Source organism: Streptomyces sp. NPDC042364 (genome assembly GCF_056437585.1).
This window is the reverse complement of sequence record NZ_JBWKAJ010000001.1, coordinates 277,855-299,892: the sequence shown is the minus strand read 5'-3', so window position 1 is coordinate 299,892 and position 22,038 is coordinate 277,855. Positions and strand designations below refer to the sequence as shown.

General features: G+C 71.2%; 18 protein-coding genes and 1 riboswitch. Of the genes, 8 read left to right on the top strand and 10 right to left on the bottom strand.

Translation table 11 applies throughout. The annotated features are described in order from the left end of the window. Positions 1 to 2: 2 nt before the first annotated feature. Together AC067N_RS01235 and AC067N_RS01230 are read right to left on the bottom strand one after the other, a co-directional pair. Positions 3 to 1,640: a GMC oxidoreductase gene (locus tag AC067N_RS01235; RefSeq protein ID WP_478676788.1), complete on the bottom strand. Its 1,638-nt coding sequence runs from the start codon at positions 1,638 to 1,640 to the stop codon at positions 3 to 5. 60 nt (positions 1,641 to 1,700) lie between these two features. Further along, entirely contained in the window at positions 1,701 to 2,843 is a 1,143-nt protein-coding gene (locus tag AC067N_RS01230; protein WP_478676787.1) for a glycosyltransferase family 4 protein, read from the bottom strand. A gap of 189 nt (positions 2,844 to 3,032) precedes the next feature. On the opposite strand from AC067N_RS01230, the gene AC067N_RS01225 reads away from it, so the two are divergent. Next, positions 3,033 to 4,274 (top strand): glycosyltransferase 87 family protein, encoded by a 1,242-nt coding sequence (locus AC067N_RS01225; RefSeq protein ID WP_478676786.1) that lies wholly within the window; start codon positions 3,033 to 3,035, stop codon positions 4,272 to 4,274. 20 nt (positions 4,275 to 4,294) lie between these two features. Here AC067N_RS01225 and AC067N_RS01220 read toward each other — a convergent pair whose 3' ends face one another. Next, positions 4,295 to 5,203, bottom strand: coding sequence for an NAD(P)-dependent oxidoreductase (locus AC067N_RS01220; protein ID WP_478676785.1), 909 nt, complete (start codon positions 5,201 to 5,203; stop codon positions 4,295 to 4,297). 84 nt (positions 5,204 to 5,287) lie between these two features. Between AC067N_RS01220 and AC067N_RS01215 the strand changes: the two genes are divergently transcribed. Then, positions 5,288 to 5,659, top strand: coding sequence for a winged helix-turn-helix transcriptional regulator (locus tag AC067N_RS01215; RefSeq protein WP_478676784.1), 372 nt, complete (start codon positions 5,288 to 5,290; stop codon positions 5,657 to 5,659). 10 nt (positions 5,660 to 5,669) lie between these two features. Here AC067N_RS01215 and AC067N_RS01210 read toward each other — a convergent pair whose 3' ends face one another. From AC067N_RS01210 to AC067N_RS01190, 5 genes are all read right to left on the bottom strand, one after another. Then, on the bottom strand, positions 5,670 to 6,890 hold the full coding sequence (locus AC067N_RS01210; protein WP_478676783.1) for a hypothetical protein: 1,221 nt from the start codon (positions 6,888 to 6,890) through the stop codon (positions 5,670 to 5,672). A gap of 85 nt (positions 6,891 to 6,975) precedes the next feature. Next, positions 6,976 to 8,010 (bottom strand): C40 family peptidase, encoded by a 1,035-nt coding sequence (locus AC067N_RS01205; protein WP_478676782.1) that lies wholly within the window; start codon positions 8,008 to 8,010, stop codon positions 6,976 to 6,978. 318 nt (positions 8,011 to 8,328) lie between these two features. Continuing rightward, positions 8,329 to 9,363 (bottom strand): C40 family peptidase, encoded by a 1,035-nt coding sequence (locus AC067N_RS01200; RefSeq protein ID WP_478676781.1) that lies wholly within the window; start codon positions 9,361 to 9,363, stop codon positions 8,329 to 8,331. A gap of 260 nt (positions 9,364 to 9,623) precedes the next feature. After that, positions 9,624 to 10,967 carry an NYN domain-containing protein gene (locus AC067N_RS01195; protein ID WP_478676780.1) on the bottom strand — a complete coding sequence of 448 codons (1,344 nt, stop codon included), beginning with the start codon at positions 10,965 to 10,967 and terminating at the stop codon, positions 9,624 to 9,626. Positions 10,968 to 10,999: 32 nt separating this feature from the next. Beyond that, entirely contained in the window at positions 11,000 to 11,239 is a 240-nt protein-coding gene (locus AC067N_RS01190; protein ID WP_055541554.1) for a hypothetical protein, read from the bottom strand. Between the two features lie 191 nt (positions 11,240 to 11,430). On the opposite strand from AC067N_RS01190, the gene AC067N_RS01185 reads away from it, so the two are divergent. From AC067N_RS01185 to AC067N_RS01160, 6 genes are all read left to right on the top strand, one after another. Next, entirely contained in the window at positions 11,431 to 12,207 is a 777-nt protein-coding gene (locus AC067N_RS01185) for a rhomboid family intramembrane serine protease (RefSeq protein ID WP_478676779.1), read from the top strand. Further along, positions 12,204 to 12,485, top strand: coding sequence for an Lrp/AsnC family transcriptional regulator (locus AC067N_RS01180; protein WP_478676778.1), 282 nt, complete (start codon positions 12,204 to 12,206; stop codon positions 12,483 to 12,485). Before AC067N_RS01185 ends, AC067N_RS01180 begins: the two co-directional genes overlap by 4 nt. Positions 12,486 to 14,147: 1,662 nt before the next feature. After that, positions 14,148 to 15,215 (top strand): polyprenyl synthetase family protein, encoded by a 1,068-nt coding sequence (locus AC067N_RS01175; protein ID WP_478676777.1) that lies wholly within the window; start codon positions 14,148 to 14,150, stop codon positions 15,213 to 15,215. Beyond that, positions 15,212 to 16,129, top strand: a complete 918-nt coding sequence (locus tag AC067N_RS01170) for a terpene synthase family protein (protein WP_478676776.1) — start codon at positions 15,212 to 15,214, stop codon at positions 16,127 to 16,129. Before AC067N_RS01175 ends, AC067N_RS01170 begins: the two co-directional genes overlap by 4 nt. Before the next feature lie 12 nt (positions 16,130 to 16,141). Continuing rightward, positions 16,142 to 17,500, top strand: coding sequence for a cytochrome P450 (locus tag AC067N_RS01165; RefSeq protein WP_478676775.1), 1,359 nt, complete (start codon positions 16,142 to 16,144; stop codon positions 17,498 to 17,500). Positions 17,501 to 17,552: 52 nt separating this feature from the next. Beyond that, positions 17,553 to 18,911 (top strand): cytochrome P450, encoded by a 1,359-nt coding sequence (locus AC067N_RS01160; RefSeq protein WP_478676774.1) that lies wholly within the window; start codon positions 17,553 to 17,555, stop codon positions 18,909 to 18,911. Between the two features lie 129 nt (positions 18,912 to 19,040). On the opposite strand, the gene AC067N_RS01155 is transcribed toward AC067N_RS01160, so the two are convergent. Both AC067N_RS01155 and trpD read right to left on the bottom strand, forming a co-directional pair. Then, positions 19,041 to 20,405, bottom strand: a complete 1,365-nt coding sequence (locus AC067N_RS01155) for an aminotransferase class V-fold PLP-dependent enzyme (protein WP_478676773.1) — start codon at positions 20,403 to 20,405, stop codon at positions 19,041 to 19,043. Positions 20,406 to 20,567: 162 nt separating this feature from the next. Further along, a riboswitch (SAM riboswitch) is annotated at positions 20,568 to 20,684 on the bottom strand. Between the two features lie 260 nt (positions 20,685 to 20,944). Further along, positions 20,945 to 22,009: an anthranilate phosphoribosyltransferase gene (gene trpD / locus AC067N_RS01150; RefSeq protein WP_478676772.1), complete on the bottom strand. Its 1,065-nt coding sequence runs from the start codon at positions 22,007 to 22,009 to the stop codon at positions 20,945 to 20,947. Positions 22,010 to 22,038: the final 29 nt, after the last annotated feature.

Sequence of the window (22,038 nt, the reverse complement as noted above, 5' to 3'; positions counted from 1 at the left end):
GGCTATGGCGCGGTGTCCTCGGTGAGGACCCGCGCCATCGTGCGTTCGGCGAGCGCGGTGATCGTGACGAACGGGTTGACGCCGATCGAGCCGGGCACCAGCGAGCCGTCGGTGACGTAGAGCTTCGAGTAGCCCTTCACCCTCCCGTAGTCGTCCGTCGCCTTCCCCAGCACGCAACCGCCCAGCGGGTGGTAGGTGAAGTCGTCGGCGAACACCTTGTTGGACGAGCCGAACAGGTCGTACCGGTAGATCGTGCCGTTGGCCGAGTTGATCCGGTCGAAGAGCTTCTTGGCCATGGAGACGGAGACCGCGCTCTGGGCGGCGCTCCACCCGAGCTTCGCCGAGTCGCTCGCGGCGTCGTAGGTGAACGACGCGCGCTCGGGGTTCTTGGTGAGGGCGAGGTAGAGGCTGACCCAGTGCTCAAGACCGGTGGGCAGCGGGGCTATCTCGGCGAAGACGGGGTTGGCTGTGTTGGCCCAGTCGTCGATGCCCAGCACCGGCATGGTCGACTGGTTCGCCCCGACCGTGTCCCAGAGGTGGTTGGCGCGGCCGAGCATCACGTTGCCGTTGGTGCCCCAGCCGGAGCCGACGCTCGCGTTCAGCGCGGGCAGGGTGCCCTTCGCCCGTGCCCGGACGAGGAGTTCGGAGGTGCCGACGCTCCCCGCGCCGAGGAAGAGGTAGGTGCAGCCGTACTCCTTGGTCTCGACGACCGTGCCCGTGTCGTCGACGCGGTCGACGGTGACGACGTACGTCCCGTCGCCCTCCCTGCGGATGCCCCTGGCCCGCTCCATGGTGTGGACGGTGACGTTGCCGGTGCCGAGGGCGGCGGCGAGATACGTCTTGTCGAGGCTCTTCTTGCCGTGGTTGTTGCCGTAGATGACCTCCCCGGCGAGGGCCGACTTCGTCGCCGTGCCGGCCGCCTCGCGCTGCATGTACCCGAAGTCGTAGACGCTCGGCACGAAGGTGGTCCGCAGCCCGGCCTTGTGGGCGTGGGCACGGGAGACCCGGCTGAAGCGGTACCACTCGGTGGACTCGAACCACGCCGGGTCGACGGTGTTGACGCCGAGCATGGCGCGGGCGCGCGGGAAGTACGTGCCGTACATCTCGGCGGTGTCGACGGTGGGGAACTGCTCGGCGAAGTACGACTGGAGGGGGGTGACGGCCATGCTGCCGTTGACGAGGGAGCCGCCGCCGACACCGCGGCCCAGGAAGACCGACATGCCGGCGTAGCGGACCCGGTCCAGGACGCCGGGGTAGGGGCTGATGTCCCTGTTGACGACGTCCAGCCAGAGGAACGTGGAGAGCGGGGCCTCCGTGCGGGTCTTGAACCACATGGACCTGCTGTCCGGTTCCCTGGTCGAACAGAAGACCTTGCCGTCCGGGCCGGCCGTGTTCCACAGGCGGCCCATCTCCAGGACGACGGTGCGGATGCCGGCCTGCCCGAGGCGCAGGGCGGCCACGGCTGCGCCGTAGCCCGAACCGATCACGATCGCCGGGGAGTGGTCGACGGCGTCGGGTTCGGCGGCGTGCGCCGACTGGAGACCGACTCGGGTGAGGCCGAGGGCGGCGGCCGTCTGGAGGGCGGCCAGTCCGAGGAGGCGGCGGCGAGAAAGGTGATGTTGCGTCAGTTTCTCTGTCATGCACACAGGATCGGCGGACGCCCCCATTCCCACCAGAGATACTGGATGCCCCTTTTGCCCCTACAGCAACAACTCCAGCTTTTCGGCCAACGTGTCCCACCGCCACCGTTCCTCCACCCACTCCCGTCCCCGCTCCCCCATACGGCGACGCAGCTCGGGGTCGCCGAGCAGGGTGACGACGCGGTCCGCGACCTCCTCCGGGTGGCGGCCCCGGACGACCCAGCCGGTCTCGCCGTCGAGCACGGCGTCGGGGGCGCCGCCGGAGTCACCGGCGACGACGGGGAGGCCGGTGGCGGAGGCCTCCAGATAGACGATGCCGAGGCCCTCCACGTCCAGTCCGCCCCGCCGCGTGCGGCACGGCATGGCGAAGACGTCGCCCGCGCCGTAGTGGGCGGGCAGTTCGGACCAGGGGACGGCGCCGGTGAAGCGGACCGACCCGGCGACCCCGGTCTCCTCGGCCAGCCGGCGCAGCTCCTTCTCGTGCGGCCCGCCGCCGACGATCAGCAGCACCGCGTCCGGCTCCTTGGCGAGGATGGCCGGCATCGCCCGGATCAGGGTGTCCTGGCCCTTGCGGGGCACCAGCCGGGAGACGCACACCACCACCGGCCGGTCGGTGAGCCCGAGCCGGGCGCGGACCTCGTCGCCGCCGGAGCCCGGGTGGAAGGTCTTCTCGTCCACACCGGGCGGCAGCTGGACCATACGTCCGGCGGCCTCGGGGGTGAGCGCCGTGGCGATCCGGGAGCGCGTGTACTCGCCGAGGTAGGTGATCGTGTCCGTGCCCTCGCCGATCCGCCGCAGCAGCTGCCGGGCGGCGGGCAGCTGCGCCCAGCCCGCCTCGTGCCCGTGCGTGGTGGCGACCAGCCGGCGGGCGCCCGCTTTGCGCAGCGCCGGGGCCATCAGGCCGAGCGGGGCCGCCGCCCCGAACCACACCGAGGTGCAGCCGTGCTCGCGCAGCAGCCGCACGGCCGTCCGCGTGGCGCCGGGCGTCGGCAGCAGCATCGTGGTGCGGTCGCGTACGACGGTGAAGGGCTGCTCGGCGTCGAAGGCGGCGGTCGCCTCGACGCCCTCCCGGCTCCGCTTCCAGGTCGAGGCGTAGACGACGACCTTCTCGGGGTCCAGCCGCAGCGCCATGTTGTGCAGGAACGCCTGGATGCCGCCGGGCCGGGGCGGGAAGTCGTTGGTCACGATCAGGGTCTTGTGCATCGCCGCCGACCCTACCGAACCGGCTCGGGGCCGCCGCCGCGAGGCGGTTCTCACGGGATCCGGCCGGGCTTCGCCGTCGTCTCACAGCCCGACGGGAGATCATGTGGCCCCACCCCGCAGAATCGTGGGGGGGACCCCGCGCGGAAACGACACGCCGGGCGCCGCGGCACTTCGGACAGGGGCATCGGAATGGCTCAGGTGGACATGGCGGGCACACGACGGCCCTCGTTCGGCCTGATCGCGGTCTGGGGCGCGACCAGGCTGGTCCTGCTGCTGTTCGTCTTCAAGGTGTGGGTGTTCCCCGGCCCGGACGTCACCACCGACGTGTCGGTCATCTACCAGGGCTGGTACGGCACCCTGCGCACCGGAACGTACCCCCTGGACGACGTGACGTGGCAGTACCCGCCGGCCGCCGCCCTCGCGATCCTCTCCCCCGCGCTGCTGCCCTTCCTGGAGTACGCCTCCGCGTTCTTCGTCCTCGCCTTCCTCGCCGACCTGGCGGTGCTCGCCCTGCTCCTGTACACCGGCGGCCGGCCGGGCCGGACCCGGCGCGGCGCCTGGGTGTGGGCGGTGGGTCTGCCGCTGATCGGCCCGACGGTGTACGCCCGTTACGACGTGATGGTGACGGCGGTGGCGGTCGCCGCGCTCCTCGCCGGCAGTCGCCGTCCGCGGGTGATGGGTGCGCTCACGGCCTTCGCGGCCCTGCTGAAGGTGTGGCCGGTGCTGCTGCTCCTGGGGGCCCGCGGCCGCACGGCATGGCTCTCCGCGGCGGCCACGGCGGCGGGCCTCTCGCTCGTCCTCGCCGCCGCCATGCCCGGCGCCTTCGCGTTCCTGACCTTCCAGCGCGACCGGGGCACCGAGGTGGAGTCGCTGGGCGCCCTCGTCTTCCACGTCGCCCGGCACTTCGGCTGGGACGGCCAGGTAATGCTCAACTACGGCTCCGTGGAGTTCCTCGGCGCCCATGTCGACCTCGTGAGCAACGCCGCCCTGCTGCTCAGCGGGGTGGCCTTCGCCTGGCTTCTGCTGTGGCGGGTGCGGGCCCGGCGGTTCGCCCCGCACACCCTCGCGGACGCCGCGTTCACCGCGGTGCTGATGTTCACGACGACCAGCAGGGTGATCAGCCCGCAGTACATGGTGTGGCTGGTGGGTCTCGCGGCCGTCTGCCTCTGCTTCCGGGCCGGTCGCATGCTGTGGCCCGCCGCCCTGGTCCTGATGGCGTCCTTCGTGACCGTGCTGGAGTTCCCCCTCTGGTTCGCCCATGTGGTCATGAGCGACTGGCTGGGCATCACCCTCCTCTTCGTCCGCAACGGCTTGCTGGTGCTGGCCACCCTGGTCGCCGCCCTGGAGCTGTGGCGGGGCACGGTCCCGCGCCCGCGCCGGGCGGTGCTCCCCGGAGGGACCACCCCCGCCAAGGAGCCGCTGAACTCCTGAGCGCGCCCGGGGCGGCGGCGTCAGCCGCGGCCCCGGATGCCGTCGATGATGCGGGTCCAGTTGTCGCCGCCGTGTCCGTTCTCGATCGCGCGCCGGTAGTGGGCCTGCACGGCCAGGGGAAGCGCGAGGTCGAGGCCGAGCGACGTGCTGGTCTCGACGATGTGGTCGGCCGTCGCGCCCATCATGGTGACCGTGCTGAGCTCGCCCGGATGCTCCCCGGCGTCGAGCGCGGCACCGGGGTGCTCCTCGCCGGCCCTCAGCATGGCGCCGATCGAGTCGGTGAAGGAGAGCAGCTCCGGCAGCGCGTCCTTGGCCGGTGTCCCCGCCGTACCCAGCATCGCGGTGGCGTGCATCAGCCCGGACAAGGTGGTGAGGAACACGGCGAGCTGGGCCTGGTACATCAGCTGGGCGAGGCCCGGGTCCTCGCCCAGGTACCTCGGTGTCCCCAGCCGGGTCAGCACCCCACGGTGGCGTTCGAACACCGGGCCGTCACCGCTGTAGTAGACCTGGGATGCCTCCGTGCCGACCATCGGCGCGGGGACCATGACGCCTCCGGTGAGGAACGCGGCGCCGTGGCCCGCGGCCCACGCCGCCGCCTCGCGTGTGCGGTCGGGGGTGTCGGAGCTGAGGTTGACCAGCGCCCGGCCGGAAAGGGACGCGGTGGCGCCGTCGAGGATGTCGTACATCGCGCGGTAGTCGGTGAGGCTGAGGATCACGAGGTCACTCGCCTCGACCGCCTCGCCGGGCGTCGCGGCGAGCGTCGCGCCGTCGGCGACGACGCCCTCGGCACGGGAGGCCGTGCGGTTCCAGACGGTGACCGGGTGGCCGGCGGCGAGCAGGGCGCGGGTCATGGCCTGCCCCATCGGGCCGAGCCCGACCACGGTGACCGAACTGTCCTTGCCGGCAGGGGGGTTCTGGTGTGCGTTCACCCCTCCATGCTCGAACAGCACCACTACTCTCGGAAGTACCTACTAATTTCTGCGGTACTTACCTTTCCGTAAGGGGGATCGGTGATGGCGAGGGCGCCGAGACGGGGGCCGTACATCTGCGGCATCGACGCCGCGTTCGACGTACTGAGCGGCAAGTGGAAGGGCTTCATCCTCTGGGAACTGGAGACCCACGGCGTACGCCGCTTCGCCGAGCTCCGTCGGGGGATGCCGGGCGTGAGCGAGAAGATGCTGACGCAGCACCTGCGTGAGCTGGAGGAGGACGGTCTCGTGCACCGGGAGGTCTACGCCGAGGTGCCGCCTCGGGTGGAGTACTCCCTGACCGACGACGGGCGGACACTCAACCGGGCGCTGGAACCGCTCGGCGCCTGGGGCGTGGACCGGATGCGCCGCGAAGGCACCGAGGCGGTCGACGCGGCCGGGATCCCACGCGGATAGGCGCCGTCCCTCAGCGGAGCTGCGCCCGTACGTAGTCCTGCCACTGCGCCGTGAACGCGGCGAGGTCGGTGCCCAGGACGTCCTCCAGGGCACCCTCCACCGCTCCGGCGCGCTTTCCGTGGGCGCCGACGGCGCGGTAGAACTCGTCGAGCCGCGCCTCGCCCCAGCGGTCCGCGATCAGCCGGCAGGCCAGCCAGCCGCCCTCGTAGGCGCGGGCGAGCCGGCCGGAGTCCTCGGTGAACCCGAAGTCGGCGTCCACGGGCAGCGCGTCGGGGACCCGTCCCTGCGCCACCGCCCGCCGCAGTTCCGGGGCCACCTCCGGCGCGGTACGGCCGGTCGCCCGGTAGCCGACCCAGTCGGCGTACCCCTCGGAGAGCCACAGGGGCGTGGCGGCGCCGGTGTGGGCCCGGGTGGCGACATGGGTCGTCTCATGGGTGAGGACGACCTGCTTGCCGAACGCGCCGAGCCCGGCGTAGGCGTCGGGATTGACGATGACGCGGTCCGCGGGCGCCCTGGCGGAGCCTCCCGCCTCCCCCGTGGTGACGGCGGCTATCCCCCGGTAGCCGGACGCGGGCGCCCCCAGCAGCCCCGCCATCTCCTCCAGCGACCTCGGTACGAGGACGACGACCCGCCGCGCCCAGTCCTCGCCCCACGCCTCGGTCACGGCGGGCACGGCCCGGTCCGCCAGCCGCGCGTACTCCCGCAGGTTCGCCTCCGACCGCCCCACCCCCAGCACCAGACTCCGCTCACCGCGAATGGCCCGTACCGGCCCCTGCTCCCACAGCTGTTCGGTGCCCTTGTCGGACGGCTCGTCGGAGGCGATCCGCCAGCGGCCTTCGGCGTCCCGGGTCAGGGCCAGCGTCCGTACGGCGGTGACGGGCGCCTTGTCGTAGCCGCGTATCCGGTAGCGCAGGGCGGCCTCGGCGGTGGCCCGGTCGCCGGAGCGCCGGAAGCCGGTGAGGTCGTACGACCAGGAGGCCAGCGGCAGATCGCGGAGGTTGGCGAACTCGGCTTCGCCCGTGGCCCGTTGGCCGCTCCTGTGCTCGGCCGGCTGCTCGGTGGCCCGGTACGCGGCCGCGTCCCGTTCCAGGACCGCCGTCGCCCGCCGGTCGAGCATCGCCTCGACGTCGGCGCGCGCGGAGTCCGGTGCCGCGCCGCCGCAGCCGGCGAGCAGGGTCAGGGTCAGACAGACTCCCGCGCCTCCCGCGAGCGCACGCCTTCGACCAGCCACGTTCCCGATCGTACGGCGGCCCGGCCCCCCTGTGGCAGGGCGGCCGGGCCCGGACGCCGTACGGCGGTCGGGGCGACGGCGCCGGTCAGGGGCGGGTGACCGAGGCGATCGGCATCATGCCGACGGGGTCGTAGCGGACGGGGGCGCCCGGGTAGGGGGCGTGAATGACCTGGCCGTTGCCCGCGTACATACCGACATGGCTGGCGTCGGAGCGGTACGTGACCAGGTCCCCGGGCCGGGCCTGGGAGAGCGGGACCTGGGTGCCCGCGTACCGCTGGGCCTGCGAGGTGCGCGGGAGCGCGACTCCGGCCTGGGCGTACGACCAGACCATCAGACCCGAGCAGTCGAAGCCGTGGGGGCCGGCCGAGCCCCAGATGTAGGGCTTGCCGAGGGCGGAGCGGGCCGCGGAGAGGGCGGCCGCGGCACGGGTGTCGGGGGCGACGGCGCCGGCGGGGCCGGGGGTCTCCCGCTCCATCGCCGTGCGGCCGGAGCGGGAGGCGCGGTCGTACGCGGCACGCTCCGCGGCGGGGAGGGAGTTGAGGAGTTCGCGGGCCCTGGCGAGCTTCTGCTCGACGGTCCGCTTGTGCGCGGCGACGGCCTTGCGGCTCTTCTCCAGCTCGGCGAGCTTGCCGGTGGCCTCCTGGCGCTGCTGGGCGAGGTCCCGCATGGCCTGCCGGAGTTCGTGGAGTTCGCCGGCCTGATGGGTGCTGATCCGGTCGAGCGCGGAGGCCTTGGCGAGGTACTCGTCCGGTTCGGCGGAGAACAGCAGGGCGAGCGACGGGTCGACGGCGCCCGCACGGTACTGCGCGCCGGCGAGAGCACCGAGGGCCTCCCGCATGGTGTTGACGCGGTCCTGCTTGCGGGCGATGGCGTCCTGGGCGGCACCGACCTGGTCGCGCAGCTCGTCGGCGCGCTCGTCGGCCCTGTTGTACGCCTCGGTGGCCCGTTCGGCCTGCTCGTACAGCCGGTCCACCTCGGCGCGGGTGGTGTCGTGCGGCTCGGCGGCGGCCTGCTGGACGGGGAAGGCGCCGAGAGCGGTGGCCGCGGCGGACAGCACGCCCAGGGCGGCGACTGCGCCCCGGTCGAACCCGGACGGTACAAGGCGACTGTGGGACCCCACGGGAAGCCGCACTCCCTTCGACGGCGGACAGGACCCTCCCCCGGCGCCGCTTCGCGGCACACCCTTTCCGGGGTGTTCTCACAGCGGGTGAGGAAGGCGCGGCCGACAGTAGCCGCGCCACCCGGTCACAGCCAAAGACCTCCGCGGACACAGAGCGTGATGTCCCGCCCGGGGCGCAGGTCACCGGCGGGGCACGGGGTCAGCACGAGGTGGGGGAATTCGCCCGTTCGGGCGGTCCGGTGTCCTGATCTTGAGACAGAAAGAGGCCGGTTGTCACTGTCAGTGAACAACCGGCCTCGTTCGAGCCGTGGGGCGGTGTCAGATGACCCGGACACCGAACTGGAAGGAACCGATGGTGTCCATCGACTCGTAGCGGACGACCTTGCCCGGGTAGGGGGCGTGGATGACCGTGTTGTTGCCGGCGTAGAGGCCGACGTGGCCCAGGTTGTTGAAGAACACCAGGTCGCCCGGCATGAGCTGGCTGCGGCCGATCTTCGTGCCGTCGTTCTGCTGGGTGTACGTGGTCCGGGAGATCGACACACCGACCTGGGCGTACGCCCACTGCGTGAGGCCGGAGCAGTCGTAGGAGTTGGGGCCGCTGCCTCCGGAGACGTACGGCTTGCCGAGCTGGGTGTCGGCGGCGGCGAGGGCGGCGGCGGCGCGGTCGGAGGCGGGCACCTCGTTGCCGAGCTGGACGCGCTCGCCGGCATCGCGGCTGGCGCGCTGCTCGTCCTCGGCGAGGTCGGCCCGCTCCTGGGCGGTCAGGGTGTTGAGCAGCTTCTGCGCCGCGGCGAGCTTGCTCTGGTATTCCTTCTTCTTCTTGCCCAGGGTCTCGCGGGTCTCGGCGAGGTCCTCGAGCTTCTCGGCCGCTTCCTGGCGCTGCTGGGCGAGCGCCCGCTGCTTCTCCTGGATCTTCTTGAGCGCCTCGACCTGCTGGCTGCTCAACTGGTCCAGCGTGGCGGCCTTGTCCAGGTAGTCGTCGGGGTCGGCGGAGAGGAAGAGCTGGATCGAGGAGTCGATGCCGCCCGTGCGGTACTGGGCACTGGCCGCCTGGCCTATGCCCTCCCGGAGCTTGTTGAGCTCCTCCTGGCCGCGGGCGACGTTGTCCTGGATGGTGGAGATCTCCTTCTGGAGCTTCTCCTGCTTCTCCTTGGCACCGTTGTACTTGTCGGTGGCCCGGCCCGCATCTTCGTAGAGAGCGTCGACCTTGGCCTTGACCTCTTCCTTGCTCGGCTTGTCGCTGGGGGCGGCGTTGGCCGCCTGCGAGGTCAGTGCCACGGCAGCGGCGGCGGCGGTGGTGAGCACGCTCACTCGCGCACGGCTCGGCTGCTTCGGTCGACGGTGGGACGCCACGGTAGGTGAACTCCTTCTTGTGAGCGATCGCCCGAGGGGGACCGGCGGCAACGATCACCCGTCCAGAGGTTTGAGCCCAGACCCTAGTGACCTCATGGTGATCACTTCAAATCCCCCGCAGGAAAAATCCCATCCCACGGGGCACTATTTACACGCAACACACATGCAGTAGTGCTCGCTTGACGCTACGTTGCGCAACAGTTCCGTCAATTCGGTCATAACGGCTGTACGTTGCGCTTGCCGCGTAAGTGATCGAAGAGTCAGGAAAGCCGTTTGAGGAGCACCGCCGAAGCCACCGGCCGGGCGCCCGACTTCGCAACGCCGTCGGCCACCTCGCGGTCGGTGGAGGCGACGATGACCGGCCGCCCCGGCGGTTCGGCCCGCACCAGCCGGCGGATCAACTCGTCGGCGGTGACGCCGGGCTTGGAGAACAGCACCCGCACCCCGCGGGGCGGCGCCAGCAGCACGGGCGCGGCCAGCTCGGCCCCGTCGAAGACACAGGTGACCTCGGCGCCGGTCTGCGCGGCGAGTTGCGACAGCTGGCCGAGGAGCCGCAGCCGCTGCTTCTCCAGGGGCATCTGCGGATAGCCGGTCTTGGTGACGTTGTAGCCGTCGACGACGAGATGCGCCTGCGGCAGCGCGAGCAACTGGTCCAGGATCGCCGGGTCGTTCTCGGACAGCGCGCGGGCGGCGATGTCCTTCGGGGTCATCCGCCCCGGCTCGACCGCGTCCACGGTCTCGGCGGGCCGCACGGACACCGGCGGCAGCGCCAGCTCCCGTCTGAGGCCCTGGGCCGCGTCCAGCACGGTGTCCAGCAGCAGCCGTACGCGCATGTCCTCGACGCTGCGTCCCTCGCGGGCCGCCCGCCGGGTGGCCTCCAGGGCGGCCTCCGCCTCGCCGAGGCGGGCCTTCAGCCGCCGGGTCTCGCTCTCGGCGGCGGACACCTGGGCGTGCCCCTCGGCGCGCAGGGCCTCCATCTCGGCGTTCAGCTTGCGCAGGGCGGCCTCGCCGCGCTTGACGTCGCTGAGTGCCGCCCGGAGCTTGCGGTGCAGGGAGTCGGCGTCCTTCTTGGCCGATTCCAGCTCCTGGCGCAGCCGTTCCGTCTCGGCCTTCGTGTGGTCGCGGGCCTCGGCGAGCTGCGCGCGCAGCCGTTCGAGCTCGGCGCGGTTCTCCTCGTCGGCCCGCTCGGCGTCCGCCCGCTGGGCCTCCTCGCCGGCCGCGGCGACCAGCTTCACCCAGCCCGCGGGGCGCAGGACGTACGCGGCGGCCGCCACGTCCAGCGGGTCTGCGGCCGGCGGCGGGGCGCCGGTGTCCAGCGCATCGGCCAGCTCCGGGTGGGCCTCTCTGAACCGCTCCCCGATCCGCTGTCTGAAAAGCGTGTCGCTCTCGACCGCGGCCGCCATCGCGTTGCCCGCGAACTTCAGCCGGCGGTTCGGGGCGAACCGGGCGTACTGCCGGAGCTGCGGGGGCAGTTCGCCGACGGTCAGGCCGCCGAACCCGTCCGACACGATCTGTACGACGCGTCGGCGCACGCCTTCGGGCAGCGGACGGTCGAGCACCTCAGCGGCGCCGTCGCCCGGCCCCCCGCCTGCGGTCTCCGCCATCCGTCACCCCAATGTCCGTGGGACAGGCTCCGTCAGGAGCCGGCGCCCGGCCTGTCCACGAGTTCCACCTGGTCCACGGCGTTGCACCAGCGGCAGCGGACCGACTCGATGGTCTCACTGACCACCTCGCGCTCCTCGACCTTGGGCTCCCCGGCGAGGTCCAGGTGAACGTACTCGACGACCTTGGACGAGCGGGTCACGTCGAACCGCGTGAGGTTGCCGCAGAGCGTGCAGCGCCAGCGGGTCGTGGCCGTCGGCAGGGGAACCGTCATCGTGGCTGCTCTTCCTTCTTCCAGTCTCCGTGATGCGCGCGCCGGACACCCGGTGCGTGTGGCTCGTAACCCTACGGCCTGACCGGTACTCGCCGCCCGTTCGCCCGGGGAGTGGCTCGGGCGGTGGCGGCGCACCCCTTCGGCGGCGAGGCGGTCTGTGCGGGTGGGTCCCGTTACGTCATGCTCTGCTCATGATCGGCAAGTGGAGCGCACATGTCTTCGGGCCCCGGCCCGCACCCGGGACGCGGAAGCCGCTCGACCGGACCGTACGGAACGAGTCGGCGCCGGTGACGTACGGGCTGATCGCCGCCTGCTGTCTGGTCTTCCTGATCGGTCCGGCGGCGGGCCTGAACCCCGTGTACGGCACCGGCGACGAGTTGCTCGCCGCGCAGCGGGCCTATTTCCGCCGCTGGGGTGTCGTGCCCGCCGAGCTCTTCACCGGCGCGCCGGACACGGCCCTCACTCCCCTCACGGCCCTGTTCGTGCACGGCAGCTGGCTGCACCTCCTCGGCAACATGCTGTTCCTCTTCGTCTTCGGGGCGATGGTCGAGGAACGCATGGGCCATGCCGAGTTCGCCCTCTTCTACGTCGGCTGCGGGTATCTCGCCCTGGTGGCGTACGCGGGCGCGCACGCCGGCTCACAGCAGTCGCTGGTCGGCGCGTCCGGAGCGATCTCCGCCGTCCTCGGCGGGTTCCTGCTCCTGTTCCCCAGGGCGGGCGTGACGAGCCTGTTCCCCTTTCTCTTCTTCCTCCCGCTGCGCTTCCCGGCGTGGGTGACGCTGCCGTTCTGGGTGACCCTGCAGTGGCTGGCCGCGCGCCGGGAGACGTCGGGACCGGGGGTCGCCTATCTGGCGCACCTCGTGGGGTTCGGCCTGGGGTTCGTCTACGCGTGGGGGCGTTATGGCCGGAGGACTAGAGTGAAGCCGAAAGCTCCAGCTCCGGCGCCCGAGGGAGAACACCAGCCGTGATCACCGCGATCGTGCTCATCAAGACCAGCGTGGACCGGATCCCGGAGATCGCCGAGTCGATCGCCGCGATCGACTCGGTGACCGAGGTGTTCTCGGTGACCGGTACGTACGATCTGGTCGCCATGGTCCGGGTCAGGGCCCATGAGGACCTGGCCGAGGTGATCCCCGGGCGCATCAGCAAGATCCCGGGGGTGCTGGGCACGGACACACATGTGGCGTTCCGGACGTACTCGCAGCACGATCTGGAGGCCGCGTTCGCCATCGGACTGGACGGCTGACGGCCGTACCGCGCCGGCGGGCCCGAGGCCGGGCCGGTGTCGCGGTCCTGACCGGACGGGGGCGCGGGCGCGCTCCCGGTGCCGGGTGCCCGCCGGCCGGACCCGCGGCGGACCGCGGACGCCGTCCGCACAACAGCCCCGCCCTCGCGCCGCCCCCGCCCCGTACCGAGCGGCGCATCACCACGATCGGGATCCCGCGCCGACGGGCGCCCCGACCGCATCGCACACCTGCTGCGCCTGGTCCCTTCGACCGTGCATCGCGCGCCGACCCGCCGCGCACCACCCGTCTCATCACCTCGACGACACCGTCGGCCGCGTCATCCGCCGAGACGCCGTGCCACGGCCCGGAGGCGCCGGCGCAGCCCGAGCGCCGCGGCGCACTGGCGCATGTGGACAATCCGTGCGGGCGGGAACAAGGAGACCTCGGGGCCCCCGCTCCACCGAACTCCTGGGGCACACCGAACCCCGAACGCGAAATTCCCAGCTTGCCCATTTTGCGATAGAAATCCCAGGTGTACGGGCGGCCGCCTCCCATTCCGAATAGACGGGTGTGACCGCGGTCTCGATTAAGCCCCGTACCACCGAGCGGAATGTTTCATGCCCATCCTGGAAGACAGTGCGTCGCAACGCGACCCTGCAGACCTGATCGGTGTGTTCGCCAACGACCTGAAACCAATACGGGCCTGGCGACTCTGTCCAGGACGCCAAGCCGCTCCTTGCCCGGCCATGCGATGACATGACGTCACCCTCGGCACGTCCACCGATTAAGGGCTTGTCACCATCGGTTGCCATGTGCCTACGATGCGATCAACGGATCTCCGGCGAACCCGCCGTCCGGCTTGTCACATCTCATAGGGGAACCTGTATGGAGCGAACGAGCGACGGAATGTACAACGCACGGCATCCGCGATTACGCGACGATCCTTATCCGCGCTACAAACGTCTGCGAGACGTGGAACCGGTGCACCGTGCTCCCTGCGGACACCGGGGCGTTCCGGGATACGGTGCGGCGGCTTCGCTCATCCGGAGCCCCAAGTCGACCAGCGAATATCCGCAGGACCCCGAGTGGGCCGCCCCGCGGGGCGGATGGGACCTGCACGCCGAACCCGCCCCCATCGAGGACAGCGGGGACGAACGGCTGAGGTACGACGCACCGATCCACCTCGTCGCCCGTATCACCACAGGCGACACCGACCCTGAGCGCACCATCATCCCAGCCGGCTCGAAGGCGATGATCCTTCTCTGCTCGGCGAACCGTGATCCGCTGCGCCACCGGGAACCCGACCTGCCCGATCCGAGACACGGGGACGTACACCCGTTGTCGTTCGGCGCGGTCCGCACCACCTCATCGGCGCCCTCCCGGCGAAGACGGGAGCCCGTCCGGTCTTCACCGAACCGCTGCGCCGCCACCGTGACATCAGGGCCACCCGCGTAGACGTCGTCCGGCGTCCGCAGGTCGACATCCGGGGCCTCAGAAGACCGCACGTGGACCTCGTCTCCTGATAGCCGCACGCACATCATCCGGTCCATCACCAGTCTGACGCCGAAAAACCACTCGGCGCCTGGCCGTCGTTGCCATGTCCGGCGCGACCGCGCCTGGGGCGTGCCGACGTGCACGCAAAGCTGGTCCCACGCGCCCACGAGGGGATCGAGCACATACTGATGAGCATCCAGACCATATTTCCAGACATGCTCGACACGAGTACGGCGAAGAAAGCCGTGGACAAGGCGCTTGAGGATTTCCTGGAGAACCGCCAGAAATCCTCTGAGCATACCCAGATCAACCGCCTGATCACGTTTCTCACAGAATTCATGGAGGGCGGCAAGAGAGTCCGCCCGATACTGACCATGCTGGGCTGGCAGGCGGTAGCGGGAGGAGCCTGCGGAGAAGACGTCACACGCGTGGCCGCCTCACTTGAAATGTTCCACGCGTTCGCTCTCATCCATGACGACATCATGGACGAGAGCGACATCCGCCGCGGACGTCCCACCCTTCATCGTGCCCTGGCCGGAGAATCCGGCGATCACCGGACGGACCGGTTCGGAATGGGCGCCGCGATGCTGCTCGGCGACCTCGCATTCACCTGGTCGGATCAGCTGCTGCACACGGCCGGCCTTACTCCGGAACAGTCTGCCGCGGTGCTTCCGCTCATCACGGAAATGCGCACCGAGGTGATGCTGGGCCAGTACCTCGATCTGCGGGCCACCGGAACGCTGAAGGACGACGTGGAAGCGACCTTGACGGTCAATCGCTACAAGACCGCCAAGTACACCGTCGAGCGCCCCCTGCACATCGGTGCCGCCCTGGCGGGCGCGGGCGGGCAGGTCATGGCCGCCTGCACGGAGTACGCCCTGCCCATCGGCGAGGCATTCCAGCTGCGCGACGATCTGCTGGGCGTCTACGGCGACGTCCAGGACACCGGCAAGTCGCGGCTGGACGATCTGCGTGACGGCAAGAACACGACCCTGGTGGCGCTGGCCCTGCGCGCGGGCGACGCCGCGCAGGTCGCTCGGCTGCGGGCTCTGCTCGGCAGTCCGGAACTGGACGAGACCGACGCCGAGGAGATCCGCGGCATCTTCGCCTCCACCGGCGCCCGCGACACCGTGGAGCGCATGATCGACGATCGCTACCAGCAGGCTCTGCGGGCCCTGGACACCGCTCCCTTCACCGCCGAGGGGATCGCCGCACTCAAGCACCTGGCCGTGACGGCCACCAGGAGGACCTCATGACCGCGGACCTGACCACGCCCACCACCGCCCCCTCGACGGGGACCGCACGCTACTGGCAGGAGTGCACCGCCCGGTTCGCCGCCCTCTTCGAGCGGTACGTGGGATACGAGGCACAGAAGGTGGCCATGACCGACGCCGAACTGCGCGAGGTCATCGACGCCTGCAACCACGCCGTGGCGCCGCTGGGCAAGGAGGTCTCCGACCGTCGGTGGATCTCCTACATGGACGTGGTGCGGTGGTCGCAGAGCGCCCGCCACATCAGGGACATGGAGGCGTTCAAGGCCGTCTGCGTGCTCAACTGCGTCACGTTCGTGTGGGACGACATGGACCCGTCCCTGCACGACTTCGACCTCTTCCTGCCCGAACTGCGTGCCGTCTGCGATCGGTACTACGCCCCGCAGGACGCCGAGTTCGCCTACGAGGGGGCCCGTGCCTTCGTCACCAGCGACCACATGTTCCGCGACTCCCGGATCAAGCAGGTGCTCTGCGGCACGTCGCCCGAGCAGTACTTCCGCTTCCGCGTCACCGACGTGGGGGTGGACTTCTGGATGAAGATGTCGTACCCGATCTACGCCCACCCGGAGCTCACCGAGCACTCCAAGACTGGACTCGCCGCCCGGATGACCACCCGCGGGCTGGCCATCGTCAACGACTTCTACTCCTACGACCGGGAAGCCGCTCTCGGGCAGATCACCAACTGCTTCCGGTTGTGCGACGTGTCGGACGAGACGGACTTCCGGTCCTTCTTCCAGGCCCGCCTGGACGACATGGCCGAGGACATGGAGTGCATCCGGGCCTTCGACGACATCACCCGCGACGTGCTGCTGGACCTGATACTCGGCAACTTCACGTGGACCACGCGTGACCGCCGCTACCAGGCACCGGTGAACGACGTCAACTCACGCATCCAGTAAGGAGCCGCCCGTATGCCCAGGCCCGAGCACCCGGAAGACGGGCGGCCCTGGCGGGTCGGCACCGCCCCCGGCGCCCTGCCGCTGCTCGGGCACGTGCCCGCGCTGTGGCGTCGTCCCCTGGAGTTCCTGGCGTCGCTGCCCGCCCACGGCGATCTGGTCGAACTGCGGCTCGGGACGAGCCGTGCCTACCTCGCCGCCCACCCCGAGCTGGTCCGCCACGTCCTGCTCCACCCGCGGGTCTTCGACAAGGGCGGGGTCTTCGACAAGGCACGGCAGTTGCTCGGCAACAGCCTGTCGGTCTCCCGGGGCGAGGAGCACCGGTTCCAGCGGCGCCTGATCCAGCCCGCCTTCCACCCGAGGAAGATCGCCACCTACACCACAGCCGTGGCCGCGGACACCCGGTCGGCGACCGACGCCTGGCGGCCCGGAGAGACACGGGACATCAGCGACACCATGCACGCCCTGCTGATGCGTGTCGCTGCCCGCACCCTGTTCTCCACCGGGCTCGACGAGGAACGGATCGAGGAGGCCCGGCAGTGCCTGCGGACCGTCTCGCACGGCATCTACAAACGCACTGTCGCTCCTCTCGGTGTGCTGGAGAGGCTCCCCACCCCGGCCAACCGCGCCTACGACCGGGCCAACACCAGGCTGCGGCACATCGTGACGGAGATGATCGCCGGCCGACATCGGTCCGACGCCGGGCAGGAGGACCTGCTGGCGATGCTGCTGCAGGCCGAGCACCCGGAGACCGGCGAGAAGTTGACCGACCGTCAGGTGCTGGACCAGGTGGTCACTTTCCTGGTCGCCGGCAGCGAGACCACCGCGTCCACCCTGGCCTTCGTCTTCCATCTGCTGGGCACACTGCCCGAGGTGGAGAGGAGGGTGCACGCCGAGGTGGACGAGGCGCTCCAGGGCCGCACGCCGGTCTACGACGACCTGCCCTTGCTGCCGTACACCCGCCGAGTCATCACCGAGGCGCTGCGTCTGTATCCGCCCTCCTGGATGGCGATGCGGGTCACGGCGGAGGACGTCGAACTGGGCGGCCGAACCATCCCCGCCCGGACGATGATCCTCTACAGCGCCTACGCCCTGCACCACGATCCCGAGCTCTTCCCGGACCCGGAGCGCTTCGACCCCGGGCGCTGGGAGGACGATCGCGCCGCGCAGATGCCCCGAGGGGCGCTGCTGCCGTTCGGCGCGGGCAGCCACAAGTGCATCGGCGACGTCCTCGCGCTCACCGAGACCGCGCTGATCGTCGCAACCGTCGCGTCGCGGTGGCGGCTGCGTCCGGCGCCCGGGTCCCGGCTGCGCCTGGAAGCGAAGGCCACCCTGGAGGCGGGCCCGTTGCCCATGGTTCTGGAGCGGCGCTGACGTCCCGCGCCACCTCATCCGCCCGTACCGTCACCGGAGGACTCCGACAGGCATGAAAACCCGTTCCGGCGCGACCAGGCATGGCTGGCGGTTGGCCGAGGCACCGGGCCGGCTGCCGCTGGTGGGACACGCTCTCTCCATGGCCCGGCGCCCGCTGACCTTCCTGACCTCGCTGTGCGACCTGGGAGACCTGGTCGAACTACGCATCGGCGCCAGGCGCGCCTACCTGCCCTGCCATCCCGAACTGGTGCAGCAGGTGCTGCTGAACGCACGGCTCTACGACACCGGCGGGCCGGTGAAGGAGAAGGCCCGCCCCATCCTGGGGAACGGACTGATCACCTCCGACTGGGCCGACCACCGCAGACAGCGACGGATGGTGCAGCCGGCCTTCCACCCTCCTCGTATCGCCCTCTACGCCGAGGTCATGCAGGACGAGTGCGCGAGGCACACGGACGACTGGCGGGCCGGAGTGCCGATCGACGTCAGTGAGACGATGCAGGCCCTCACCGCCCGGGTGACGGCCCGGGCGCTCTTCTCGACCGAGATGGACGCGCACGCGGTGGCGGAAGTCCAGCGGAGCCTGCCCATCACGGTGCACGGCGCCTATCGCCGGGCCGTGGATCCCACGGGGCTGCTGGCCAGGCTGCCGCTGGCCGGCAACCGTGAGTTCGACGCGGCGCTGGTCCGACTGCACACCCTGATCGACCGCATCGTGAGCGAGTACCGGCGCTCTGAGGAGGACCGCGGCGACCTGCTGTCGGCCCTGCTGACCGCCCGGGACGACGACGGCGGCGGTGCCATGTCGGACCAGGAGGTCCACGACCAGGTCATGACCCTGCTGCTGGCGGGGGTGGAGACCACCGCGAGCGCGCTGGCCTGGGCCTGGCATCTGCTCGCGGCCCATCCCGCGGCCGAGGCGCGGTTGCACGCCGAGGTCGACGAGGTGCTGGGCGGCCGGGCACCGACGTACGCGGACGTGCCGATGCTCGTCCACACGCAGCGGATCCTCACCGAGACGCTGCGGCTGTATCCGCCGGCCTGGATGTTCACCCGGATGACCACCGACACCGCCGAGCTGGGCGGGCACCGGCTCCCGGCCGGGACGGACATTCTGATCAGCCCCTACGTCATCCACCGGATTCCCGGGCTCTTCGCGCACCCGGAGAGGTTCGACCCCGACCGGTGGCTGCCCGAGCGGGCCAAGGACGTCACACGCACCTCCTACCTGCCCTTCGGCGCGGGAAGCCGCAAGTGCATCGGCGACGTCTTCGGGATGACGGAAGCGACGCTCGCCCTTGCCGCCATCGCCTCGCGTTGGCGACTGCGTTCCGTGCCGGGGCACGTCGTGCGACCACGGGCCGAGATGAGCCTGACCCCCGGGCCGCTGCCGATGGTGCCGGAACCTCGCTGACTCCGGCGCCGTTCGGAGCGCGAGGTCACCGGGATCGGAGTCCGGCGCGAGGCTCGGGCGGCGCTCGGCGCTGCGGCGGCACTGCCGACACCCGCCGGGTCACACGCCGGATCGTCCCCCTGAGGCCGGTCACCGGTCGGCGGGCGCACAACGCCCGTCCTTCGTACGGTACGTCCACCGGGCCCCGTCGCGGACGAGTTCCTTGACGGCGGCCACGAACCGCTCCACGTGCTCGTCGGGCGTCCCCGCGCCGAAGCTGACGCGGATGGCGTTGAGGGACTTCTCGCCGGGTGCGGCCTCGGGGGCGCCGCACTCGCCCTGGGTCTGCGGATCGCTGCCGAGGAGGGTGCGCACCAGCGGGTGGGCGCAGAAGAGGCCGTCGCGTACGCCGATGCCGTACTCGGCGGAGAGGGCGGCGGCGAAGTGGGAGCTGTTCCAGCCCTCGACGACGAAGGAGAGGACACCGACGCGCGGGGCGTCGTCCCCGAAGAGGGAGAGGACCCGGACCTGGGGGACCTCGGCGAGCCCGGCGCGGACGGTGTCGATCAGGTACTGCTCGCGGGCGACGAGCGTGTCGAACCCGGCCTCGGTGAGGGCCTTGCAGGCGGAGGCGATGGCGTACGCGCCGATGACGTTCGGGGAGCCGGCCTCATGGCGCGCGGCGGTCTCGTGCCACTCGACGTCCACTCCCCCGTCCGTACGCCGGGTCACCTTGCGGGAGGCACCGCCGCCGGCGAGGTACGGGTCCGCCTCCCGCAGCCAGTCGGCGCGCCCGGCGAGGACACCGGAACCGAACGGCGCGTACAGCTTGTGCCCGGAGAAGGCGACCCAGTCGACGTCCAGGTCCTGTACGGACACGGGATGGTGGGGCGCGAGCTGCGCGGCGTCGAGCACGATCCGCGCGCCGTGCGCGTGCGCTGCGGCGGCCAGTTCACGTACCGGCCAGATCTCCCCGGTGACGTTGGAGGCACCGGTGACGCAGACCAGCGCAGGGCCGTGGGGGTCCCGGTCGGCGAGGGCCCGCTCCAGCGCGGCGACGGCCTCGGCGGGCGTCCTGGGCGCGTCCAGGTAGGTCACCCGAGCGTCCCGCCACGGCAGCAGCGAGGCGTGGTGCTCGGTCTCGAAGACGAAGACCCGGCAGCCGGCGGGCAGTGCGGCGGCGAGGAGGTTGAGCGAGTCGGTGGTCGACCGGGTGAAGACCAGCTGGTCGTCGTCCCGGCAGTCGAGGAACTCGGCGACGGTACGGCGGGCGTTCTCGAAGAGGTCGGTCGACAGCTGCGACAGGTAACCGGCGCCCCGGTGCACGCTGCCGTAGTAGGGCGCGTAAGCCGCCACGTCGTCCCAGACCCGCTGGAGCGCGGGGGCGCTGGCGGCGTAGTCGAGCGCGGCGTAGGTGACCTCGCCGCCGGTGACGAGCGGGACGGTGACATCCCGGCCGAGAACGGGCAGCGGGGTGCAAACGGACCGGTCGGCGGCAAAGGTGGAGACGGACATGGGGAACTCCCGTGAGAGGGCATGCCGAAGCAGGGCACGCTGAGGAAGGAAGAAGGGTGCGCGGAGGCGGGGCTCGGCGGCCCTATCGCATTCGCTTGCTCACGGAAGGCTCCCTCGAACGACCAGGACCCCTGGCCCCACACTTCTCAAAAGCGTGCGAGGGGTCCGCGCTTGTCGTAGACCTCGCTGCCTACGACCCGGTCTTCACCCGGGGCACCCCGCCACGGACGGAGGGTTGCCGGACAGCCGGCCGGGGCCTTGTGGCTGTCACTCATGACCTGATCAGGAACGTACGCGAAGTGATCGCCGCGCCGCAACTCATGTCCGGATAGCGGGATCGGGCGCCTGGTCACTCGGGGGTGCGGGTCCGTCCGCGGGTGCGGGTCCGTCGGCGGGCGCGGTCCGTCGGCGGGTGCGGGTGGTGTGTGGCTGGTCGCGCGGTTCCCCGCGCCCCTGAACAGCGACCGGGGCTGCGCCCCGTGCCTTTCAGGATGAAGGCCGGGCCGCAGGCCCACGCCGCCCCCCACGTGCCGCGACGGCTACCGATTCGTCGCCGCGATCCAGCCGTCGAGAACCCTCCGCGCCGCCCCCGAGTCGATCGACTCCGCGGCCCGCTCCATCCCGCCCCGCAGCTGCTCCGCCAGCGACCCCGTGCCCGGTTCCAGCGCCACCAGCGCCGCCGCCGAGTTCAGCAGCACCGCGTCCCGCACCGGCCCGGTCTCCCCCGCCAGCAGCCGTCGCGCGACATCCGCGTTGTAGGACGCGTCGGCACCCCGCAGCGCGGACACCGGCACCAGCTCCAGCCCCACGTCCCGCGGGTCGAACGCTTCCTCCGTCACCTTGCCGTCGCGCACGACCCAGACCCGCGAGGTCGCGGTGGTCGTCAGCTCGTCCAGCCCGTCGTCGCCGCGGAACACCAGCGACGAGTTGCCGCGCTCGGCGAAGACGCCCGCCATGATGGGCGCCATCCGCGGATCGGCCACACCGACCGCCTGGGCCCGCACCTTCGCCGGATTCGCCAGCGGCCCGAGCGCGTTGAACACCGTACGGATGCCCAACTGCCCGCGCGCGGCGGCCACATGACGCAGCGCCGGGTGGAACTTCACCGCGAAGCAGAAGGTGATGCCCGCCTCCTCGGCGACCTCCGCCACCCGCCGCGGCGTCAGCTCCAGATTGACGCCGAGCTTCTCCAGCACATCGGACGCGCCCGAGGCCGACGACGCGGCCCGGTTGCCGTGCTTGACGACCTTGGCGCCCGTACCGGCGACGACGATCGACGACATCGTGGAGATGTTGACCGTCTTGGCACCGTCGCCGCCCGTACCGACGATGTCGACGGTGCGCCCCGACACCTCGATGACATGGGCGTGCTCGTACAGCGCCCGCACCAGCCCGGTGATCTCCTCGACGGTCTCGCCCTTGGCCCGCAGCGCCACCACGAACCCGGCGATCTGCGCGTCCGTCGCCTCGCCGCGCATGATCTGGTCCATCGCCCAGAACGTGGCGCCGGCGTCCTGGTCCTGCCCGGACAGCAGCGCGTTCAGCACCTCGGGCCAGGAACGGCCCGCCGCGGTGTCGCCTCCAGCGGGGGTCACAGCGCTCATCAGCCGCTCCTGGTGGTCGTAGCCGCGGG

Bases quoted from the DNA above. Each gene is read 5' to 3' on its own strand.
- AC067N_RS01215 (WP_478676784.1), top strand. From the start codon at position 5,288: ATGGCGAGGGCGCCGAGACGGGGGCCGTACATCTGCGGCATCGACGCC.
- AC067N_RS01185 (WP_478676779.1), top strand. From the start codon at position 11,431: ATGATCGGCAAGTGGAGCGCACATGTCTTCGGGCCCCGGCCCGCACCC.
- AC067N_RS01235 (WP_478676788.1), bottom strand. From the start codon at position 1,640: ATGACAGAGAAACTGACGCAACATCACCTTTCTCGCCGCCGCCTCCTC.
- AC067N_RS01165 (WP_478676775.1), top strand. From the start codon at position 16,142: ATGCCCAGGCCCGAGCACCCGGAAGACGGGCGGCCCTGGCGGGTCGGC.
- AC067N_RS01225 (WP_478676786.1), top strand. From the start codon at position 3,033: ATGGCTCAGGTGGACATGGCGGGCACACGACGGCCCTCGTTCGGCCTG.
- trpD (WP_478676772.1), bottom strand. From the start codon at position 22,009: ATGAGCGCTGTGACCCCCGCTGGAGGCGACACCGCGGCGGGCCGTTCC.
- AC067N_RS01230 (WP_478676787.1), bottom strand. From the start codon at position 2,843: ATGCACAAGACCCTGATCGTGACCAACGACTTCCCGCCCCGGCCCGGC.
- AC067N_RS01170 (WP_478676776.1), top strand. From the start codon at position 15,212: ATGACCGCGGACCTGACCACGCCCACCACCGCCCCCTCGACGGGGACC.
- AC067N_RS01195 (WP_478676780.1), bottom strand. From the start codon at position 10,967: ATGGCGGAGACCGCAGGCGGGGGGCCGGGCGACGGCGCCGCTGAGGTG.
- AC067N_RS01155 (WP_478676773.1), bottom strand. From the start codon at position 20,405: ATGTCCGTCTCCACCTTTGCCGCCGACCGGTCCGTTTGCACCCCGCTG.
- AC067N_RS01190 (WP_055541554.1), bottom strand. From the start codon at position 11,239: ATGACGGTTCCCCTGCCGACGGCCACGACCCGCTGGCGCTGCACGCTC.
- AC067N_RS01160 (WP_478676774.1), top strand. From the start codon at position 17,553: ATGAAAACCCGTTCCGGCGCGACCAGGCATGGCTGGCGGTTGGCCGAG.
- AC067N_RS01175 (WP_478676777.1), top strand. From the start codon at position 14,148: ATGAGCATCCAGACCATATTTCCAGACATGCTCGACACGAGTACGGCG.